This window comes from Rhodoferax sp. GW821-FHT07G04, assembly GCF_059418585.1.
This window is the reverse complement of the sequence record NZ_JBWKQD010000001.1, coordinates 1-15,793: the sequence shown is the minus strand read 5'-3', so window position 1 is coordinate 15,793 and position 15,793 is coordinate 1. Positions and strand designations below refer to the sequence as shown.

Sequence of the window (15,793 nt, the reverse complement as noted above, 5' to 3'; positions counted from 1 at the left end):
CGTTGAGGCCTAACCCTTCCATCGAGGGGGACGTCCAAGAGCTATCGCTCTTTGACGCCCCTCATGTCAAACGTTGAAGCCGTAAAAGAACCTATCGGGAGAGAGCCAAACTGGTCGACCGACCACCACCCACATTGAACACCGAGACCAACTCCGCCAGATGCTGCGCCTGGTCCCGCATGGCAGTCGCTGCCGCAGCTGACTCTTCCACCAGCGCCGCGTTCTGCTGCGTCATCTGATCCAGATTGCCGACCGCCTGATTCACCTGTTCGATACCGTCGCGCTGCTCGGTTGATGCTGCGGTGATCTCGCCAATCAACTGGCTGACCCGCTGCACGCTGCTGACGATTTCGCCCATGGTTTCGCCAGCCTGTTCCACCTGGCGTGAACCGGTCTCCACGGTCTCCACTGAGGTATTGATCAAGGACTTGATCTCCTTGGCCGCTTCGGCGCTACGCCCGGCCAGAGACCGCACTTCGGACGCCACCACGGCAAAGCCGCGGCCTTGTTCACCGGCGCGGGCCGCTTCCACGGCGGCATTGAGGGCCAGGATATTGGTCTGGAAGGCAATGCCATCAATGACACTGATGATGTCGCCGATCTTGCGGGACGACGCGGTGATGTGCTGCATGCTTTGCACCACCTGGCCCACCATTTCGCCGCCGCGCGATGCCACTTGGGCGGCGGTGGCAGCCAGGGTGTTGGCTTGGCGGGCGGTATTGGCCGACTGGTTCACGGTGCTGGTGAGCTGCTCCATGCTGGCGGCGGTCTGCTGCAGGTTGGACGCAGTTTGCTCGGTGCGGGCACTCAAGTCATTGTTGCCGGTGGCGATCTCGCTGGAGGCGTTGGACACCGACTCCACGCCGCTGCGCACCTGCGAAACCAACTCACGTAGCTTGGTCCCCATGTCAGACTGGGCGCGCATCAGCACGCCGAATTCGTCCTTGCGGTCATCGCGTGCTTCCTGGGTTAGATCGCCGTCGGTAATGGCCTGTGCTACGGACACAGCCCGGTCCAGCGGCTGGGTGATGGACTGCACCAGCACCATGCACATGAAAATGCCCAGCGCGAAGACCACGGCAACGGCCACCAGCGCGATCACGATCAAGCTTTTGCGCACCTCTTCCAGTGCGGCGCGGGCGGCGTCACGCTGTTGCTCCTGCGTGGTCACAAACTTGTCGATGGCGACCAGGTAGGCGTCGGCCAGCGGCCGGTATTCCTTGTCCAGAAAAGCCTGCTTGGCCGCTGCGTCGTCAGACGATTTGATGACCTTTGCCTTGTCGCCCATGCCACGGATCTCGGCCCGTGTCTTGGCTACATAGGCCATGGCATCCTTGTCCAGTTGGGAGGTGGCGCCCTTGGTGACTTCCTCTTGTACAGGCGTGATGCGCGCGGTCAGGGCTGCCACCTTGGTGTCGTAGTCCTTGCGCAGGGCTTCGTCGGTGGTGACGATGCTGCCCATGGACAGGGTGACCGCCAGTTCGGCCAGGCCGCGCCAGCGCACGGCGGTGGTGATGGCGTCCTCGTATTTGGCGACGGCTTGCATCGTAGCGTCGGTGGCGCTGCGCGAGCGCAGCTGCGTCCAGGTGGCTGCCACCACCATCAGCACCAGCAAACCCATCACCACCAACCACAGCTTGTGCGCCACGCGCAGGTTGTTGAATGTCATAGCGTCTCCTTTGTGCAAAGAAAAAACCGCCCTGAGTACCGACTGTGCGGGTCATGGTAGTGGAATTTCGAGGCCCTGTGGAAGAGCTTGCCGCCCGGTCAGGGATAATCCCTAGCATGAGCGGCAACACCTTTGGAACCCTATTCGCAGTCACCAACTTTGGTGAATCCCACGGACCAGCCATTGGCTGCGTGATCGACGGCTGCCCCCCGGGCATGGAGCTGAGCGAGGCCGACATCCAGGGCGACCTGGACCGCCGCCGCCCCGGCACCAGCCGCCATGTGACCCAGCGCAACGAGCCCGACGCGGTGCAGATCCTGAGCGGCGTCTATGAGGGCAAGACCACGGGCACTCCGATTGCGCTCTTGATCCAGAACACCGACCAGCGCAGCAAGGACTACGGCAACATCCTGGAATCCTTCCGCCCCGGCCACGCCGACTACAGCTATTTCCAGAAGTACGGCATCCGCGACCCGCGTGGCGGGGGGCGATCCAGCGCCCGGCTGACCGCGCCCATGGTGGCGGCGGGTGCGGTGGCCAAGAAGTGGCTGTTTGAGAAATACGGCACGGTGTTTCGTGGCTGCATGACGCAGATCGGCGAGTTGGCCATTCCCTTTGAATCCTGGGACCACGTGCCCAACAACCCCTTCTTTGCCCCGGTGGCCGATGTGCAGGCGCTGGAGGACTACATGGACGCGCTGCGCAAGGCCGGCGACTCCTGCGGCGCGCGCATCCGCGTGACGGCCTCGCGTGTGCCGGTGGGCCTGGGCGAGCCGCTGTTCGACAAGATGGACTCTGACATTGCCTACGCGTTGATGGGCATCAACGCGGTCAAGGGTGTGGAGATTGGCGCCGGCTTTGCCAGCGTGGCCCAGCGCGGCACCACACATGGCGACTCCTTAACGCCCAATGGCTTTGCGACCAACAACGCCGGCGGCGTGCTGGGCGGCATCAGCACCGGGCAAGACCTGGAGGTCAGCATCGCGATCAAGCCCACCAGCTCCATCATCACGCCGCGCGATTCGATTGACGTAGCGGGCAATGCCACACAGGTGATTACCAAGGGCCGCCACGACCCTTGTGTAGGCATACGCGCCACACCGATTGCCGAGGCCATGCTGGCCCTGGTGGTCATGGAGCATGCGCTGCGCAACCGGGCGCAGTGCGGGGATGTGGTGCCGGCCCTCACACCGATACCCGCCCAGGCCTAGCCAGAAGGCTTTTGGCAAAATACCACGCCAGCCCTCGTGCAATATGCCTGGGTAGCTATTAAAGTAGTAGCATTCTCAGTCAAATCCCAGAAAGCGCACCAACGATGAAAACTGTGTTTGTCTTGAATGGCCCAAACCTGAATCTGCTGGGCACGCGCGAGCCCCAGGTCTATGGCTCGCAAACCCTCGCCGATGTGCAGGCCCTGTGCGAGCGCGCTTGCGCGGCCAACGGTTTTGCCCTGGATTTCCGCCAGACCAATCACGAGGGCACTTTGGTGGACTGGCTGCATGAGGCCGGCGCCTTGCAGGCCAAGGGCAAGCTGGCAGGCGTGATCCTGAACGCCGGGGCCTACACGCACACCAGCGTGGCGCTGCACGACGCCATCAAGGGCACAGCCGTCACGCTGATCGAGCTGCACATCAGCAATGTGCACGCCCGTGAGGCCTTCCGCCACCACTCTTACATTTCACCGGCGGCCAAGGCTGTGATGGCGGGCTTTGGCGTCAATGGCTATGCGCTGGCCGTGGCCGGTCTAGCCGGCATGCAATAGAAAAGGCGATCCCGCCACGACGTAGCGCTGGCCACCGGCCTGTTTGGCCTGGTACATGGCGCTGTCCGCTGCCAACTGCAAGGCATGGGGTGAGACCGTGCCGTTGCCCATGGCGATGCCGATGGATGCGCCCACGCTGCGGGCCTGGCCCCGCAGTGTCACCGGAGGGGCGATGGCCTCCAGGCATTTGTTGGCCACGGCACTGGCGGCCGATTCGGCGATAGCGGAGTCAGCGTCCAAGTCGGCCAGCAGCAGCACGAACTCGTCGCCGCCAATGCGGGCCAGCGTGTCGGATTCGCGCACGATGGCGCTTAGGCGCCGCACAATCTCCACCAGAGCCAAGTCGCCCGCTTCATGCCCGAGTTGATCATTGATGGGCTTGAAGCTGTCCAGGTCGATGCACAAGAAGGCCACGCGTGTGCCACGGCGGTCGGCGCGGGCCAGTGCCTGGGTCAGGCGGTCGGCCAGCAGGGCGCGGTTGGGCAGACCGGTCAATACGTCATGGTGGGCCATATGGGCCATTTCTGACTGGCTGGCTTGGAGTTTGCTCAGCAGGCGGTTAAAGGCCTCGGTCAAATAGCCCACCTCATCTCTGCGCACCACATTCAATGGCTCCAGCGGTGTCTCGCCCCGCGTCATGCGGTCGGCTTGTTGGGCGGCCTGCAACAGGGGCCTGAACACGTAGTACAGGCTGAAGCCGGCCACCAGCAGGAAACCAAAAACCACAAGGATGCTGTTCGTGGCGACAAAGCGCTGGGTGCGCGCTACCACCGACAGTGCTTCCTCCGTGGGCAGGCGGGCCACGACGAACCAGCCGGTGCTGGGCACCGATGCAATCGCCGATATCTCTTCCACACCAAAGGCATTGACGGTTGTGCCGCTGCCACGAAAACCCTGCATGGCCCTGTCGTGCAAGAGATTGACGCCGGGCTTGGGCGTGGGCTTAAGCACCATCTCGGGCTTGGTGGACGCGATGAAGAGCTGGTCCCGCGGCGAGATCAGCAAGAAACCGCCCAGCCGGCCAATACGGTCCTGGTCGGTAAACGAGAGAAAGCCCGGCATGGTCAACGCCGTGACGCCCACCAGCACCCCGCGCACCGCTCCCGATGCGTCCTTGACTGGCGTGGCCATGGGCAACACCGCCTGATGCGTGGCGCTGTCCACTTGCGCTCGCCCGACCATCAGTCCGTCGCGGACGGCCATCTGGGCCAGGGCGGCCCCGCCCGGCAGCGTCCATGTGCCGCCGTTGGCCGGCGCAACCGAACCGGCTAGCACGTTGCCATTGGGGTCGCTGAAAAACAAGCCCTGGGAGAAGATGGGTTGGTACTGGTGGCGCATGGCTAGCCAGCGCTGCAATCCATCGGGCTGTTTCAACAGGTCTTGCGGCAGCGAGGTGGCCATCTGCGTCAGCATGTTGTGGCGCTCCTGAAGCTTCAGATCTACCTCGCGGGCGACGTAGTTGGCCAGCGTCAGCTGCTGGGCGGCCATCACGGCGCTGATGTCTTCGCGCAGGTATTGGCTCAATACAAAATAGCGTATCCCATTGCCCAACATCAAGAGACCTACGCCAATGACAATGATGCGGGTGGCAAGGCTGTTGGCGAAGCGTGTAAAGGTCATGGATTCATGATAGCTGAGCGAGTTTTGCACTTGGCGTCGCGCTGGCTACAACTGCACTTCGCGCAAGAATTGAGACGCATGCCTTTGTGTGCCGGCGCGGATCTTGTCCCATACCTTGACGGGAAAACCGACTGGCAATTGCCCCTCCACTATGGCAAAGGCTGACTCGACACGGTGCACCAGGGCCAGCATCTGCTCCCATAGGCCGTTAACACCGCTGGTTTGCGCCAAGCTCTTCCAATGCCGCACGCGGATATCGCCCAGCTTGTAGTGGGCGCTTTTGGCGTGCACCGCCATGGCGAGCTTGACGTCTTGCGCGGCCAGCATATTGGCGCTTTTGCCGATGATGGGCCAGGCGGAGAGCACGTCGTATAGCGGCGTCATGCGGTAGCGCGTGCCGCGCTCCAGGAACACTGAGAAGTTCTTGGCATGGCCATCGGTGGCGGCCAGCAGCCAGAATGCCAACTGGGCCAACACAAAGTTGGACCGATCCAAGTTGGCGTCCAGGCTACCTGCCAGATAGCCCAGGCCTGTGCGTATGCCCGGTCCTGCATCGACCTCGTATTTTTGGCTGGATGCAACCCCTGCGATCTGGCAGAAGTCTTCTTGCGGCAGGCGGGCGATCCAGGTATCAGGGGCTGGCACAAAACCGCGTTTGTGGGCTGCGCCCGCAGGCACGTTTTGCCACCGCCGGTCAAAGCGCTCCACGACCAGGGCCTTCTGGTCTTCGAAGGTCTGCATATCGGTGTTCGCCACCTGAAAGCCGAGGGCGTGCAGGATTTTGGAACATAGCCACTCGTTCTCTACCGAATCGTGCATATCGGCACGCATATTACCCACCAAGCCGAGCGGCAACTTCAGGATGTGCGTGGTGGGTGTGGAGCCCAACGGGCGCTGCCAACGCCCGCCAAAGCGTAGCAGAGCGGTCTTTTCCTGCGCGCCGGCAATGGAGATGCGAAAGTCCTGCGCGCCGTCGTGGCGTTGTCCCAGGGGCATGCTGGTGGAGGCTGCGCGCAACTGTGCGGCTACTTCGCCCGGGGTCAGAGCTTCGCTGTGGATCCGGTCCCATCCTTCAGGCTCGGTGTCGGGTGGTAGTAGTTGCACGGCGCCCACGCAGTCGCGCCCTATGGCTGTCAGCAATTCAAAAGCTTGGGTGGATGGCGTGCGAAAGCGCTGGCGTATGCGCTCGCGGATCGGTTGGCTGTCGGGTAATAGATTGTCAAAGTAGTTTTCGACAACCGGTCCGCGTATCTCCGCATTGCCTGCCGTCATGGGTAGTGACAAGGACAGGGCGCGGGCCGCGGGGGACTGCGCCCAGGTCGGCGCGTACTGAAAAACGGATACTTTGTTGCGCGAGTGGCTCCAAGCCCCCACGTGTTGGCCGTTCATCCAGACCCACAGTTCGCTGGCCATGGCTTGCTACCAGTTGTCCGTGGGGCCGGTTTTGAGGGGGGCGGTCCTTGCGGACCCTGGCTCTGCAACGCCCAGAGTTGGCGCGGCGGAGTGGTCTGCGGTCTGCAAGACCATGCTGGCATCCAATGCGGCCAGCACGCGCAGCAATTGATCTGCGCTGATACTCAGCGGGTCCTTTTCAATGCGCGCGACCCGGGTTTGGCTCAGGCCCAACTTCGCGGCCAGTTGTGCTTGCGTCCATTGTTTGGCCAAGCGCAGCGCGCGCAGATGCGTGGAGAGCTGGTTGGGTGTCTGGATGGGGTAAAGCATGTTTGCACTATATGCCTTATGCGGCATATGTGCAACTCATGCTGTATTAAGCATATTTGCCATTTATGCTTTATTTGGCATATATGCAATGCGGAGGCTCAGCACTCCACGATATTCACCGCCAGCCCGCCGCGTGCCGTTTCCTTGTATTTGGTCTTCATGTCGGCGCCGGTTTCGCGCATGGTCTTGATGACCTTGTCCAGGCTGACGAAGTGGCTGCCGTCACCGCGCAGCGCCATGCGGGCGGCGTTGATGGCCTTGACGGACGCGATGGCGTTGCGCTCTATGCAGGGAATCTGCACCAGGCCGCCAACCGGGTCACAGGTCAGACCCAGGTGGTGTTCCATGCCGATCTCGGCGGCGTTTTCTACCTGCTCCGGCGTGCCACCCATCACCGCGCACAGGGCCGCGGCGGCCATGGAGCAGGCCACACCGACTTCGCCCTGGCAACCGACTTCGGCGCCGCTGATGGACGCATTCTCTTTGTACAAAATGCCGATGGCGGCGGCGGTTAGCAGGAAGTCGATGACGCCCGCGTCATTGGCACCCGGCACAAAGCGTGTGTAGTAGTGCAGCACGGCGGGGATGATGCCGGCCGCGCCGTTGGTCGGCGCCGTCACCACGCGGCCACCGGCGGCGTTTTCTTCGTTGACGGCCAGCGCGTACAGGTTGACCCAGTCCAGTACCTGCAGCGGGTCGCGCAGTGCGGCCTCAGGGTTGGTGCTCAGGGCCTGGTGCAGCGCATGGGCGCGGCGCTTGACTTTGAAGCCCCCAGGCAGCACGCCGTCGGTACGGCAGCCGCGCTTCACGCAGTCTTGCATGACCTTCCAGATGCGCAGCAGGCCGGAGTCGATGTCCGCATCACTGCGCCAATGCTGCTCGTTGCGGCGCATGACTTGGGCGATGCTCAAGTTGTGCTGCTGCGTCAAGGCCAGCAAGGCATCGCCACTGGTGAAGGGCAGGGGCAGCACGGTGGCGTCGGGTGCGATCACCTTTTGGCGGCTGCCGTCGGCGGCCACTTCATCACTGACGATAAAACCGCCGCCCACCGAGTAGTAGATACGGTTGGCCAGTTCGTTGCCCGCAGCGTCCAGCGCCACAAAGCGCATGCCGTTGGCGTGGAAGGGCAGTGGCACGCGCATGAAGAGCAGGTCTTCTTTTTCATTGAAGGCAATGCCATGTACGCCGCCCAGGTTCAGCCGTTTGTTGCTGCGGATCTCGGCCAGCATGGCTGGGATTTGGTCCACATCCACGGTATCCGGCTCATGGCCGCACAGGCCCAGCAGCACGGCCACATCGCTGGCGTGGCCCTTGCCGGTGGCGCCCAGCGAGCCGTGCAGCCAGCAGCGCACGGTCACCGTATTCGCCAGCAGGTCTGCATGCTGCAAGCGCGCCACAAACTGCCGCGCCGCGCGCATAGGCCCCACGGTGTGGGAGCTGCTGGGCCCCATGCCGATCTTGAACAGGTCGAATACGGATACTGCCATGTCATGCCTCCTGACGTATGTGTTGTGTTTCGGGGCTGATTGTTTTTCCCAGCTCCAGTAGTGTGTAGGATTTGATGGCCTGTGCAAAGTGCGCCTGCACATGCCCCACCAATTGGTGTGCGGTAATGGCCGACAGCGTCCAACCCAGATGCCCGTGGCCGGTGTTGTAAAACACATTGGACTGGCGGCCCGGCCCCACGCGCGGCAGCATATTGGGCATCATGGGCCGCAGGCCGGCCCAGGGTTCCACGCGGCGGGTGTTGACACCTGGGAAGCACTGGTTGACCCAGTCCACCAACGGGCGGATGCGCTCGGCGCGGATGTCGCGGTTGATGCCATTGAACTCGGCCGTGCCGGCCACGCGGAAGCGGTCTTGACCCAGGCGGCTGGTAACCAGCTTCGTCTCATCGTCCAGCAGGCTGACCATGGGCGCGGCCTGCTGGCTGGTGGCGTCTTCCAGGTCCACGGTGATGGAGTAGCCCTTGACCGGGTAGATGTTGAGTCGGTCCCCCAATTGCGCGGCCAGCGCGCGGCCCTGCACGCCGGCGCAGACCACGACCGCATCACACACCAGGGTTTCGTCGCCGTGGGCGCTATGCATGTGAACCAGCGCCGTCTTGCCATTGGCGCTGGTGCGTTGCACCGATGTGCCGTACAGCGTACGCACGCCCATGCGCGCACAAGCCTGCGCCAAGCCGTGCGTGTACTTGTGGATGTCGCCGGTGGAATCGCTCTCGGTGAAGTAGCCGCCGTAGTAGTTGCCCTGCAGCGTGGGCTCTATGGCGCGCATTTCATCGGGCGTCACGGCACGGCGCTCCAAGCCACCGGCCGCCAGCAGCTTGGACACTTCACCTGCATGGTCGAAGCCCGCCTTGTTGCGGTAGATGTGCAGGATGCCTTTGCGCTCGTGGTTGAAGTCAATGCCTTCGGCTTCGGCCCAGCTGAACAGGTGTTGGCGCGCGGCAATGGCCAGGCGTGTGGTGGCAATCGTGTTGTCGCGGTATTTGGGGATAGCGGCCACAAACTCGGCCATCCAGCTGATCTTGTGCCAGGTGGGCGTGGGGTTCATCAGCAGCGGCGCGTCCTTGGTGAACATCCATTTGAGGCCCTTGACCAGGGTACTGGGGTGGGTCCAGACCTCGGCATTGGATGCTGACAGTTGGCCGCCGTTGGCATAGGACGTTTCCATGCCGGCGTAGCGGTTCTTCTCGATTAGCGTGACGCGAAAGCCTGCCTTGGCCAGGGTGTAGGCGCTGGTGACGCCGGTGATGCCGCCGCCAATGATGGCGATGTGTTTTTGCTGGGTTTGCATGGTGAGCACTCTTTCTTCAGGAGTCGTCGGAAACAAAAAAAGTCGCCAGCCACACACCATGTGTAGCCGGCGACCCCCTCTGTTTGCGACCTGAGAGATTCGCGCAGACCTTGTGGGCCCTGCGCTTGCTCCTGCGGTGTGCCGGGTGACTGTTTCCGGCAGCTCTTCAGAGTGCTGATGACCGCAGCGGTCCTTTTGCCTGAGAGTTTCCGGGGTGGTTGCTCCTTCGGCGTTGGCACGTTTTACGGTACCAAGCTCTCCCGCTGCGGTGCCAGATCGAGTCTGGCAAGGACGGCTGCATGCAATGCGGTGCCGTCCTTAAATCACTGTCTAACTTGCGTATTCGGTCAAGGGAACGCAACTGCAGAACAGATTGCGGTCGCCATACACGTTGTCCACCCGGCCCACAGGCGGCCAGTACTTGACGGCCTTCAGCGTGGCCAGCGGGAATGCACCCACTTCGCGGCTGTAGGGGCGGTCCCATTCGCCGCCCAGCAGGCTGGCTGCGGTGTGTGGAGCGTGTTTCAGCGGGTTGTTGTCCTGCGGCCATTCACCCTTTTCCACCTTGGTGATCTCGCGGCGGATGGCGATCATGGCATTCACAAAGCGGTCGATCTCGGCCAGTGTTTCGCTCTCGGTGGGTTCCACCATCAGCGTGTTGGGCACAGGGAAGGACAGCGTGGGCGCGTGGAAGCCGTAGTCCATCAAACGCTTGGCCACGTCCTCGGCCATCACGCCGCTGGTGTCCTTCAGGTTGCGCAGGTCCAAAATGCACTCGTGCGCCACATGGCCATTGGCCGATGCGTACAGCGTGGGGTAGTGGTCCTTCAGGCGGGTGCTGATGTAGTTGGCCGCCAGAATGGCCGCCTCGGTGGCGTGCTGCAGGCCGGCCGCACCCATCATGCGGCAGTACATCCAGCTAATGGGCAACACGGCCGCATTGCCCAAGGGCGCAGCGCTGACCGCGCCCGTGCCGGGCAGGCCGCCGGTCTTGTGACCGGGCAGGAAGGGTACGAGGTCTTCCACCACGCAGACCGGGCCGACACCGGGGCCGCCACCGCCGTGGGGGATGCAGAAGGTCTTGTGCAGGTTCAGGTGGCTGACATCGCCGCCAAACTCACCAGGAGCCGCCACACCGACCAGGGCGTTCATGTTGGCGCCGTCCACATAGACGCGGCCGCCGTGCTGGTGCACCAGCGCGCACAGCTCCTTGACCGATGTCTCGAACACGCCGTGCGTGCTGGGGTAGGTGATCATCACGCAGGCCAGATTGGCACTGTGCTGTTCGCACTTGGCACGCAAGTCGGCCAGGTCCACATTGCCCATGTCGTCGCACTTGGTCACAACCACGGTCATGCCCACCATCTGCGCGCTGGCCGGGTTGGTTCCGTGCGCGCTGCTGGGGATCAGGCAGATATTGCGGTGTGCTTGGCCTTTGCTGGCGTGGAAGGCCTGGATGGCCAACAGGCCTGCATACTCACCCTGGCTGCCCGCGTTGGGCTGCAGGCTGATGCCGGCGTAACCGGTGGCGGCGCACAGCCAGCCGCGCAGTTGCGCGTCCAGTTCGGTGTAGCCCTGGCGCTGGTCTGCGGGGGCAAATGGGTGGATGTTCGCAAACTCGGGCCAGGTGATGGGGATCATCTCGCTGGTGGCGTTCAGCTTCATCGTGCAGCTGCCCAGCGGGATCATGCTGCGGTCCAGCGCCAGGTCCTTGTCGGACAGCATGCGGATGTAGCGCAGCATGCCGGTCTCGGAGTGGTGGGTGTTGAAGACCGGGTGGGTCAGGAATTTGCTCGTACGGCGCAGCGCGGCGGGGATCAAAGATTCGGCAGATGCCTCCAGGGCTTCCACCGTAGGCAGTGCCTGGCCGGGCTTGGCGAAGAAAGACCAGATCAGCGCCACGTCTTCGCGTGTGCTGGTTTCGTCCAGCGAGATGCAGATATATTCCTTCCAGCCAATTCGGACGTTAGCCCCCGCGGATGCTGACTTTGCAGCTATGGAGTTTGTAGCGTCACCGGTCTTGTAGCACAGCGTGTCAAACGCCGTGTCGTGGTGTGTGGTGGTGTAGCCCAGTTGGGCCAGGCCCTTGGACAAAATGCTGGTCAGCGTGTGCACGCGCTGGGCGATGCGGGTCAGGCCCTCAGGGCCGTGGTACACGGCGTACATGCTGGCCACGACGGCCGGCAGCACCTGGGCCGTGCAGATGTTGGAGGTGGCCTTTTCGCGGCGGATATGCTGTTCGCGGGTCTGCAGCGCCAGACGGTAGGTGGGGTTGCCGTGCACGTCGATGCTGACGCCGACCAGGCGGCCGGGCAGGGAGCGCTTGTACTCGTCGCGGCAAGCCATGTAGGCGGCGTGCGGGCCGCCATTGCACAGCGGCATTCCAAAGCGCTGCGTGGTGCCGACCACGATGTCGGCGCCCATTTCGCCCGGGGGCACCAACAGTGTCAGCGCCAGCAGGTCGGCTGCCATGATGAAGGCGGCGTTCTTGGCGTGCACCTTGTCGGCCTCGGGCTTCCAGTCGGCCAACCAGCCACTGCTGGCGGGGTATTGGGTCATCGCGGCGAAGTAGTCGTCACCGGCGATGGCAGCTTCCCATTCCTGCGCGGAGTTCACAACCTTGACGGTAAAGCCCAGCGGCGCGGCGCGGGTCTGGATGACTTCGATTGTCTGGGGGTGGCAGTCGCCGTTGACGACGAAGGTGTTGCCCTTGGATTTGACCGAACGCTTGGCCAGCGTCATGGCTTCGGCGGCTGCGGTGGCTTCGTCCAGCATGGACGCGTTGGCGATGGGCATGCCGGTCAGGTCGCAAACCATGGTCTGGAAGTTGACCAATGCCTCCATACGGCCCTGGGAGATTTCGGCCTGGTAGGGCGTGTAGGCCGTGTACCAGGCGGGGTTTTCCAGAATGTTGCGCAGGATCACGCCCGGTGTGTGGTTGGGGTAATAACCCTGGCCTATGAAACTCTTGAGCACCTTGTTCTTGTCCGCCAGCACCTTGATCTCGGCCAGCGCGGCCGCTTCGGTGATCGCCGCGGGGATGGCCATGGCGGTGCTGCGCGCGATGGAGCGGGGCACGATGCTGTCGATCAACTCACGGCGGGATGACTCGCCAATGGTTTTCAGCATCAGCGCTTCGTCGGCGGCATCGATGCCGATGTGGCGGGCGACAAACTCGCTGGGGTTTTCGAGTTGGGCGAGGGTTGGAGTGGTGGGCATGGGAACTTCCTAGGTGCTCCGGCTGCGACGCGCTGAAATGGGGTCAGAGCCCCATGTCGTTCAGCATTTCGTCGCGCCGTAAAAATAACTGTCCTGAATGGGGATCTGACCCCATTTCAGCGCTCCACGAGCGCTGGCGTTTGGGATCACGCGTTGGCGGCAAACGATGTGTAGCTGGTTTCGTCCATCAGACCATCGAGTTCGGCTGCATTGGACAGCTTGACCTTGAAGAACCAGCCCGCGCCCATGGGGTCGGTGTTGGCCAGCGCAGGGTCGGCGCGCAGGGCTTCGTTGACTTCTGTGATCTCGCCAGCCACGGGCATGTAGACGTCGGCCGCGGCCTTGACGGACTCGACGACACCGGCGATGTCTTTTGCTGCAAAAGTCTTGCCGACTTCGGGCAGGTCTACAAACACCACGTCGCCCAGTGCGTCTTGCGCATGGTGGGTGATACCGACGGTGGCGACGCCGCCTTCAACCTTCAGCCATTCGTGGTCGGGGGTGTACTTGATGGACATGGTGCTGGGCTCCTGAGTAAAGGGTTGAATAGATAGATGGATCGCAGAGGTTAACCGCGGAAATAGTTGGTCGGCACAAAGGGCATCGCGCTGACGACCATAGGCACAGGCTTGCCGCGCACAATGGCCACCACCTGGGTGCCCAGCGCGCTGAATGCTGCGTCCACATAGGCCATGGCGACCGGTTTGTCGATGGTGGGGCCGAGCAGGCCGCTGGTGACTTCGCCGATGCGATTGCCGTTGCCGTCTTGCAGCTCGGTGTGGTCGCGCACGGGCACGCGCTCCTGCGCGATCAAACCTACGCGCTTGCGGGCGACACCTGCGGCACTTGAGCCGCTAGCCCCCGTCGATGCTGCGAGTGCAGCTAGTATTTTTGTAGCGCCCGGGAAGCCACCTTCGCGTACACCACCCATGCGGCGCACCTTTTGCATGGCCCAGTTCAGGTTGGCTTCCACGGGGTGGGTTGTTTCGTCGATATCGTTGCCATACAGGCACAGGCCGGCTTCCAAGCGTAGCGAGTTGCGGGCACCCAGGCCAATGGGCTTGACCTCGGGTTGGGCCAGCAGGGTGCGGGCCAGGGCTTCAGCCTGGTCCTTGTGAACGGAGATTTCGAAACCGTCTTCGCCGGTGTAGCCGCTGCGGGTCAGGAAGACATCGATCTTTTGGCTGCCGGTGTTGACGGTGAAGTTGCCGCCGGTCATGAAGACCAGCTTTTCTACGCCGGGCGCCAGGCGGGACAGCGCCGTGACCGCCTGCGGACCCTGCAGCGCCAGCAGCGCGTGGTCGGGCATGGGTATGACTTCGCAGCGATGGCCAATGCGGTACTGGATATGGGCGATGTCGTTGACCTTGCAGGCGCCATTGACGATGACGAAGAGTTCGTTGTTCCCCTTGTTGAAGAACATCAGGTCGTCGATGATGCCGCCATCATCATTGAGCAGCAGGCCGTAGCGCTGCTTGCCCACGGGCAGGTCGATGACATCCACGGGGATCAGCGTCTCGAACGCCGCCGCCGCTTCGGCACCCACCAGACGCAACTGGCCCATGTGCGACACGTCGAATAGGCCGGCGTTCTGGCGGGTGTGGTGGTGTTCGGCCATCAGGCCGGCGGGGTATTGCACCGGCATGGAATAGCCGGCAAAGGGCACCATGCGGGCACCCAGTTCAATATGCAACGCGTTGAGCGGCGTGGTCAACAAGGGTGCGGATTCTGTGGGAGCGGACAAGGGCTGTCTCCTGGCGACTGGGGGCAATGAACTATCCACGGCAGCAACCTATTAGTCAATGCCCTGGGCTTGTTTGCCCCCGCTGTCCGCTTTACCTGAGAGATTCACCGCCAACAGCGGTTTGCTCCTTCGGTGGACGGCATCTTGCGTGCCGCCTCTCTCCAGTGGGGATCGTCTTGTCCTATCACTAGGTCAAGGCGTTTGTCAGTCCTTTTGCCTGAGCGTTCAGACCGCTGCAATCAGCGGTCCTGCGCCTTCGGCGGTTTTCTGTGCAGAAAACTCTCTCCTGACAGCGCGGATTCTAAACCAGCAATCGATATCAAACATTGGTTACCACCCGGTTTCTGCCGTTTAAACTCAGACCCATATATGCCCACGGGCCACAAGCCTGTTCTGAGGAAACCCTCTGCCGATGATTGATCCACTGTCAAAAGCCGTGCTGCAGCAGGAGCGTGTGTCCCTGCCGGCGGTCGCGACGGTGGTGTTTATCCACTTGGTTTTGCTGTGGGTGATTTTGCAGAGCACGCCCGTAGCCCAGGTTACGCGCCAGGTGGTGTACCAGTTGTTGTCGCCCATCACTCGCTTGCAAGAGCGCAAGCCCAGCCCGGCCGTGCAAGCCCCGCGCGAGGTGCGGGAGGTGAAGGGCCCGGCCTCTACCACCAACGCCATACAGCAGCACAAGGTGGTGGAGCGGCCCAAGGACAAGGTCGTGCCTCAGAAGATTGTGGAGGCCGTGCCCACGGCCAAGCCGGTGCAGATCGCGCTGGAGCCCATACCGGTGCCACCTCCACCCGTGCCCCCGCCGCCAGTCCCCGTGCCCGAGCCGCTTCCCGTGCCAGTGCCCCAGCCCGTCGTCGAGCCCGCCCCGGCGCCCACGCCGACACCCGTGCCTGCCCCGGCGCCTGCGCCCGCGCCGGTGCCCACACCCGCTCCAGCCCCGGTGCCGCAACCCACGCCTACGCCTACGCCTGCACCCACGCCGGCCCCGACCCCGGTGCCCACACCAGCGCCCGCACCCGTGCCGGCACCTGTGCCTGCACCCAAGCCGGCTCCGACTCCTACGCCCGCCCCGGCTCCAGCGCCTGTACCTACCCCGACTCCTGCGCCGCCAGCCCCTGCACCGGCCCCCGCCCCAGTGCCAGTACCAGCACCAGCCCCCGCGCCCGCGCCCGCTCCAGCACCTGCGCCAGCCCCCACACCGGCTCCCGCGCGGGCTCTGGCTATCACTCCGGTCGAGAAGCCTGCGGCGCCATCCGGC

Annotated in this window: 11 protein-coding genes, 1 pseudogene and 4 riboswitches; of the genes and pseudogenes, 3 read left to right on the top strand and 9 right to left on the bottom strand. The window is 63.2% G+C overall.

What is annotated here, in order from left to right:
- Positions 1-91: 91 nt before the first annotated feature.
- Positions 92-1,669: a methyl-accepting chemotaxis protein gene (locus AC07OO_RS00060; RefSeq protein ID WP_495080015.1), complete on the bottom strand. Its 1,578-nt coding sequence runs from the start codon at positions 1,667-1,669 to the stop codon at positions 92-94.
- A gap of 116 nt (positions 1,670-1,785) precedes the next feature.
- Here AC07OO_RS00060 and aroC point away from each other — a divergent pair, with 116 nt between their 5' ends.
- Both aroC and aroQ read left to right on the top strand, forming a co-directional pair.
- A complete protein-coding gene (gene aroC, locus AC07OO_RS00055) occupies positions 1,786-2,880 on the top strand; it encodes a chorismate synthase (RefSeq protein WP_495080014.1) in 1,095 nt (364 codons plus the stop codon).
- Positions 2,881-2,984: 104 nt separating this feature from the next.
- The gene (gene aroQ, locus AC07OO_RS00050) at positions 2,985-3,431 is read left to right on the top strand and encodes a type II 3-dehydroquinate dehydratase (protein WP_495080013.1); all 447 of its coding nucleotides are present in this window, start codon (positions 2,985-2,987) and stop codon (positions 3,429-3,431) included.
- Here the strand turns inward: aroQ and AC07OO_RS00045 are convergent.
- The 8 genes from AC07OO_RS00045 to gcvT all read right to left on the bottom strand — a co-directional run bounded on the left by AC07OO_RS00045 (position 3,414) and on the right by gcvT (position 14,535).
- Entirely contained in the window at positions 3,414-5,051 is a 1,638-nt protein-coding gene (locus tag AC07OO_RS00045; RefSeq protein ID WP_495080012.1) for a bifunctional diguanylate cyclase/phosphodiesterase, read from the bottom strand. The two genes, aroQ and AC07OO_RS00045, sit on opposite strands and share 18 nt — an antisense overlap.
- A 45-nt stretch (positions 5,052-5,096) precedes the next feature.
- Positions 5,097-6,464: a type II toxin-antitoxin system HipA family toxin gene (locus AC07OO_RS00040; protein ID WP_495080011.1), complete on the bottom strand. Its 1,368-nt coding sequence runs from the start codon at positions 6,462-6,464 to the stop codon at positions 5,097-5,099.
- Between the two features lie 6 nt (positions 6,465-6,470).
- Positions 6,471-6,773, bottom strand: coding sequence for a helix-turn-helix domain-containing protein (locus AC07OO_RS00035; protein ID WP_495080010.1), 303 nt, complete (start codon positions 6,771-6,773; stop codon positions 6,471-6,473).
- A gap of 98 nt (positions 6,774-6,871) precedes the next feature.
- The gene (locus tag AC07OO_RS00030; protein ID WP_495080009.1) at positions 6,872-8,260 is read right to left on the bottom strand and encodes an L-serine ammonia-lyase; all 1,389 of its coding nucleotides are present in this window, start codon (positions 8,258-8,260) and stop codon (positions 6,872-6,874) included.
- Between the two features lies 1 nt (position 8,261).
- Positions 8,262-9,572, bottom strand: a complete 1,311-nt coding sequence (locus tag AC07OO_RS00025; protein WP_495080008.1) for a D-amino acid dehydrogenase — start codon at positions 9,570-9,572, stop codon at positions 8,262-8,264.
- A gap of 69 nt (positions 9,573-9,641) precedes the next feature.
- Positions 9,642-9,748, bottom strand: a riboswitch (glycine riboswitch).
- 1 nt (position 9,749) lies between these two features.
- A riboswitch (glycine riboswitch) is annotated at positions 9,750-9,845 on the bottom strand.
- Between the two features lie 57 nt (positions 9,846-9,902).
- Positions 9,903-12,791, bottom strand: a complete 2,889-nt coding sequence (gene gcvP, locus AC07OO_RS00020; protein ID WP_495080007.1) for an aminomethyl-transferring glycine dehydrogenase — start codon at positions 12,789-12,791, stop codon at positions 9,903-9,905.
- A gap of 146 nt (positions 12,792-12,937) precedes the next feature.
- A complete protein-coding gene (gene gcvH, locus AC07OO_RS00015) occupies positions 12,938-13,309 on the bottom strand; it encodes a glycine cleavage system protein GcvH (protein WP_495080006.1) in 372 nt (123 codons plus the stop codon).
- Between the two features lie 50 nt (positions 13,310-13,359).
- Complete coding sequence (gcvT, locus tag AC07OO_RS00010; protein ID WP_495080005.1) at positions 13,360-14,535, bottom strand: glycine cleavage system aminomethyltransferase GcvT; 1,176 nt, start codon at positions 14,533-14,535, stop codon at positions 13,360-13,362.
- Between the two features lie 72 nt (positions 14,536-14,607).
- Positions 14,608-14,710: riboswitch (glycine riboswitch) on the bottom strand.
- Between the two features lie 20 nt (positions 14,711-14,730).
- A riboswitch (glycine riboswitch) is annotated at positions 14,731-14,834 on the bottom strand.
- A gap of 113 nt (positions 14,835-14,947) precedes the next feature.
- On the opposite strand from gcvT, the pseudogene AC07OO_RS00005 reads away from it, so the two are divergent.
- A pseudogene (locus AC07OO_RS00005) lies at positions 14,948-15,793 on the top strand (hypothetical protein); the annotation flags it as partial.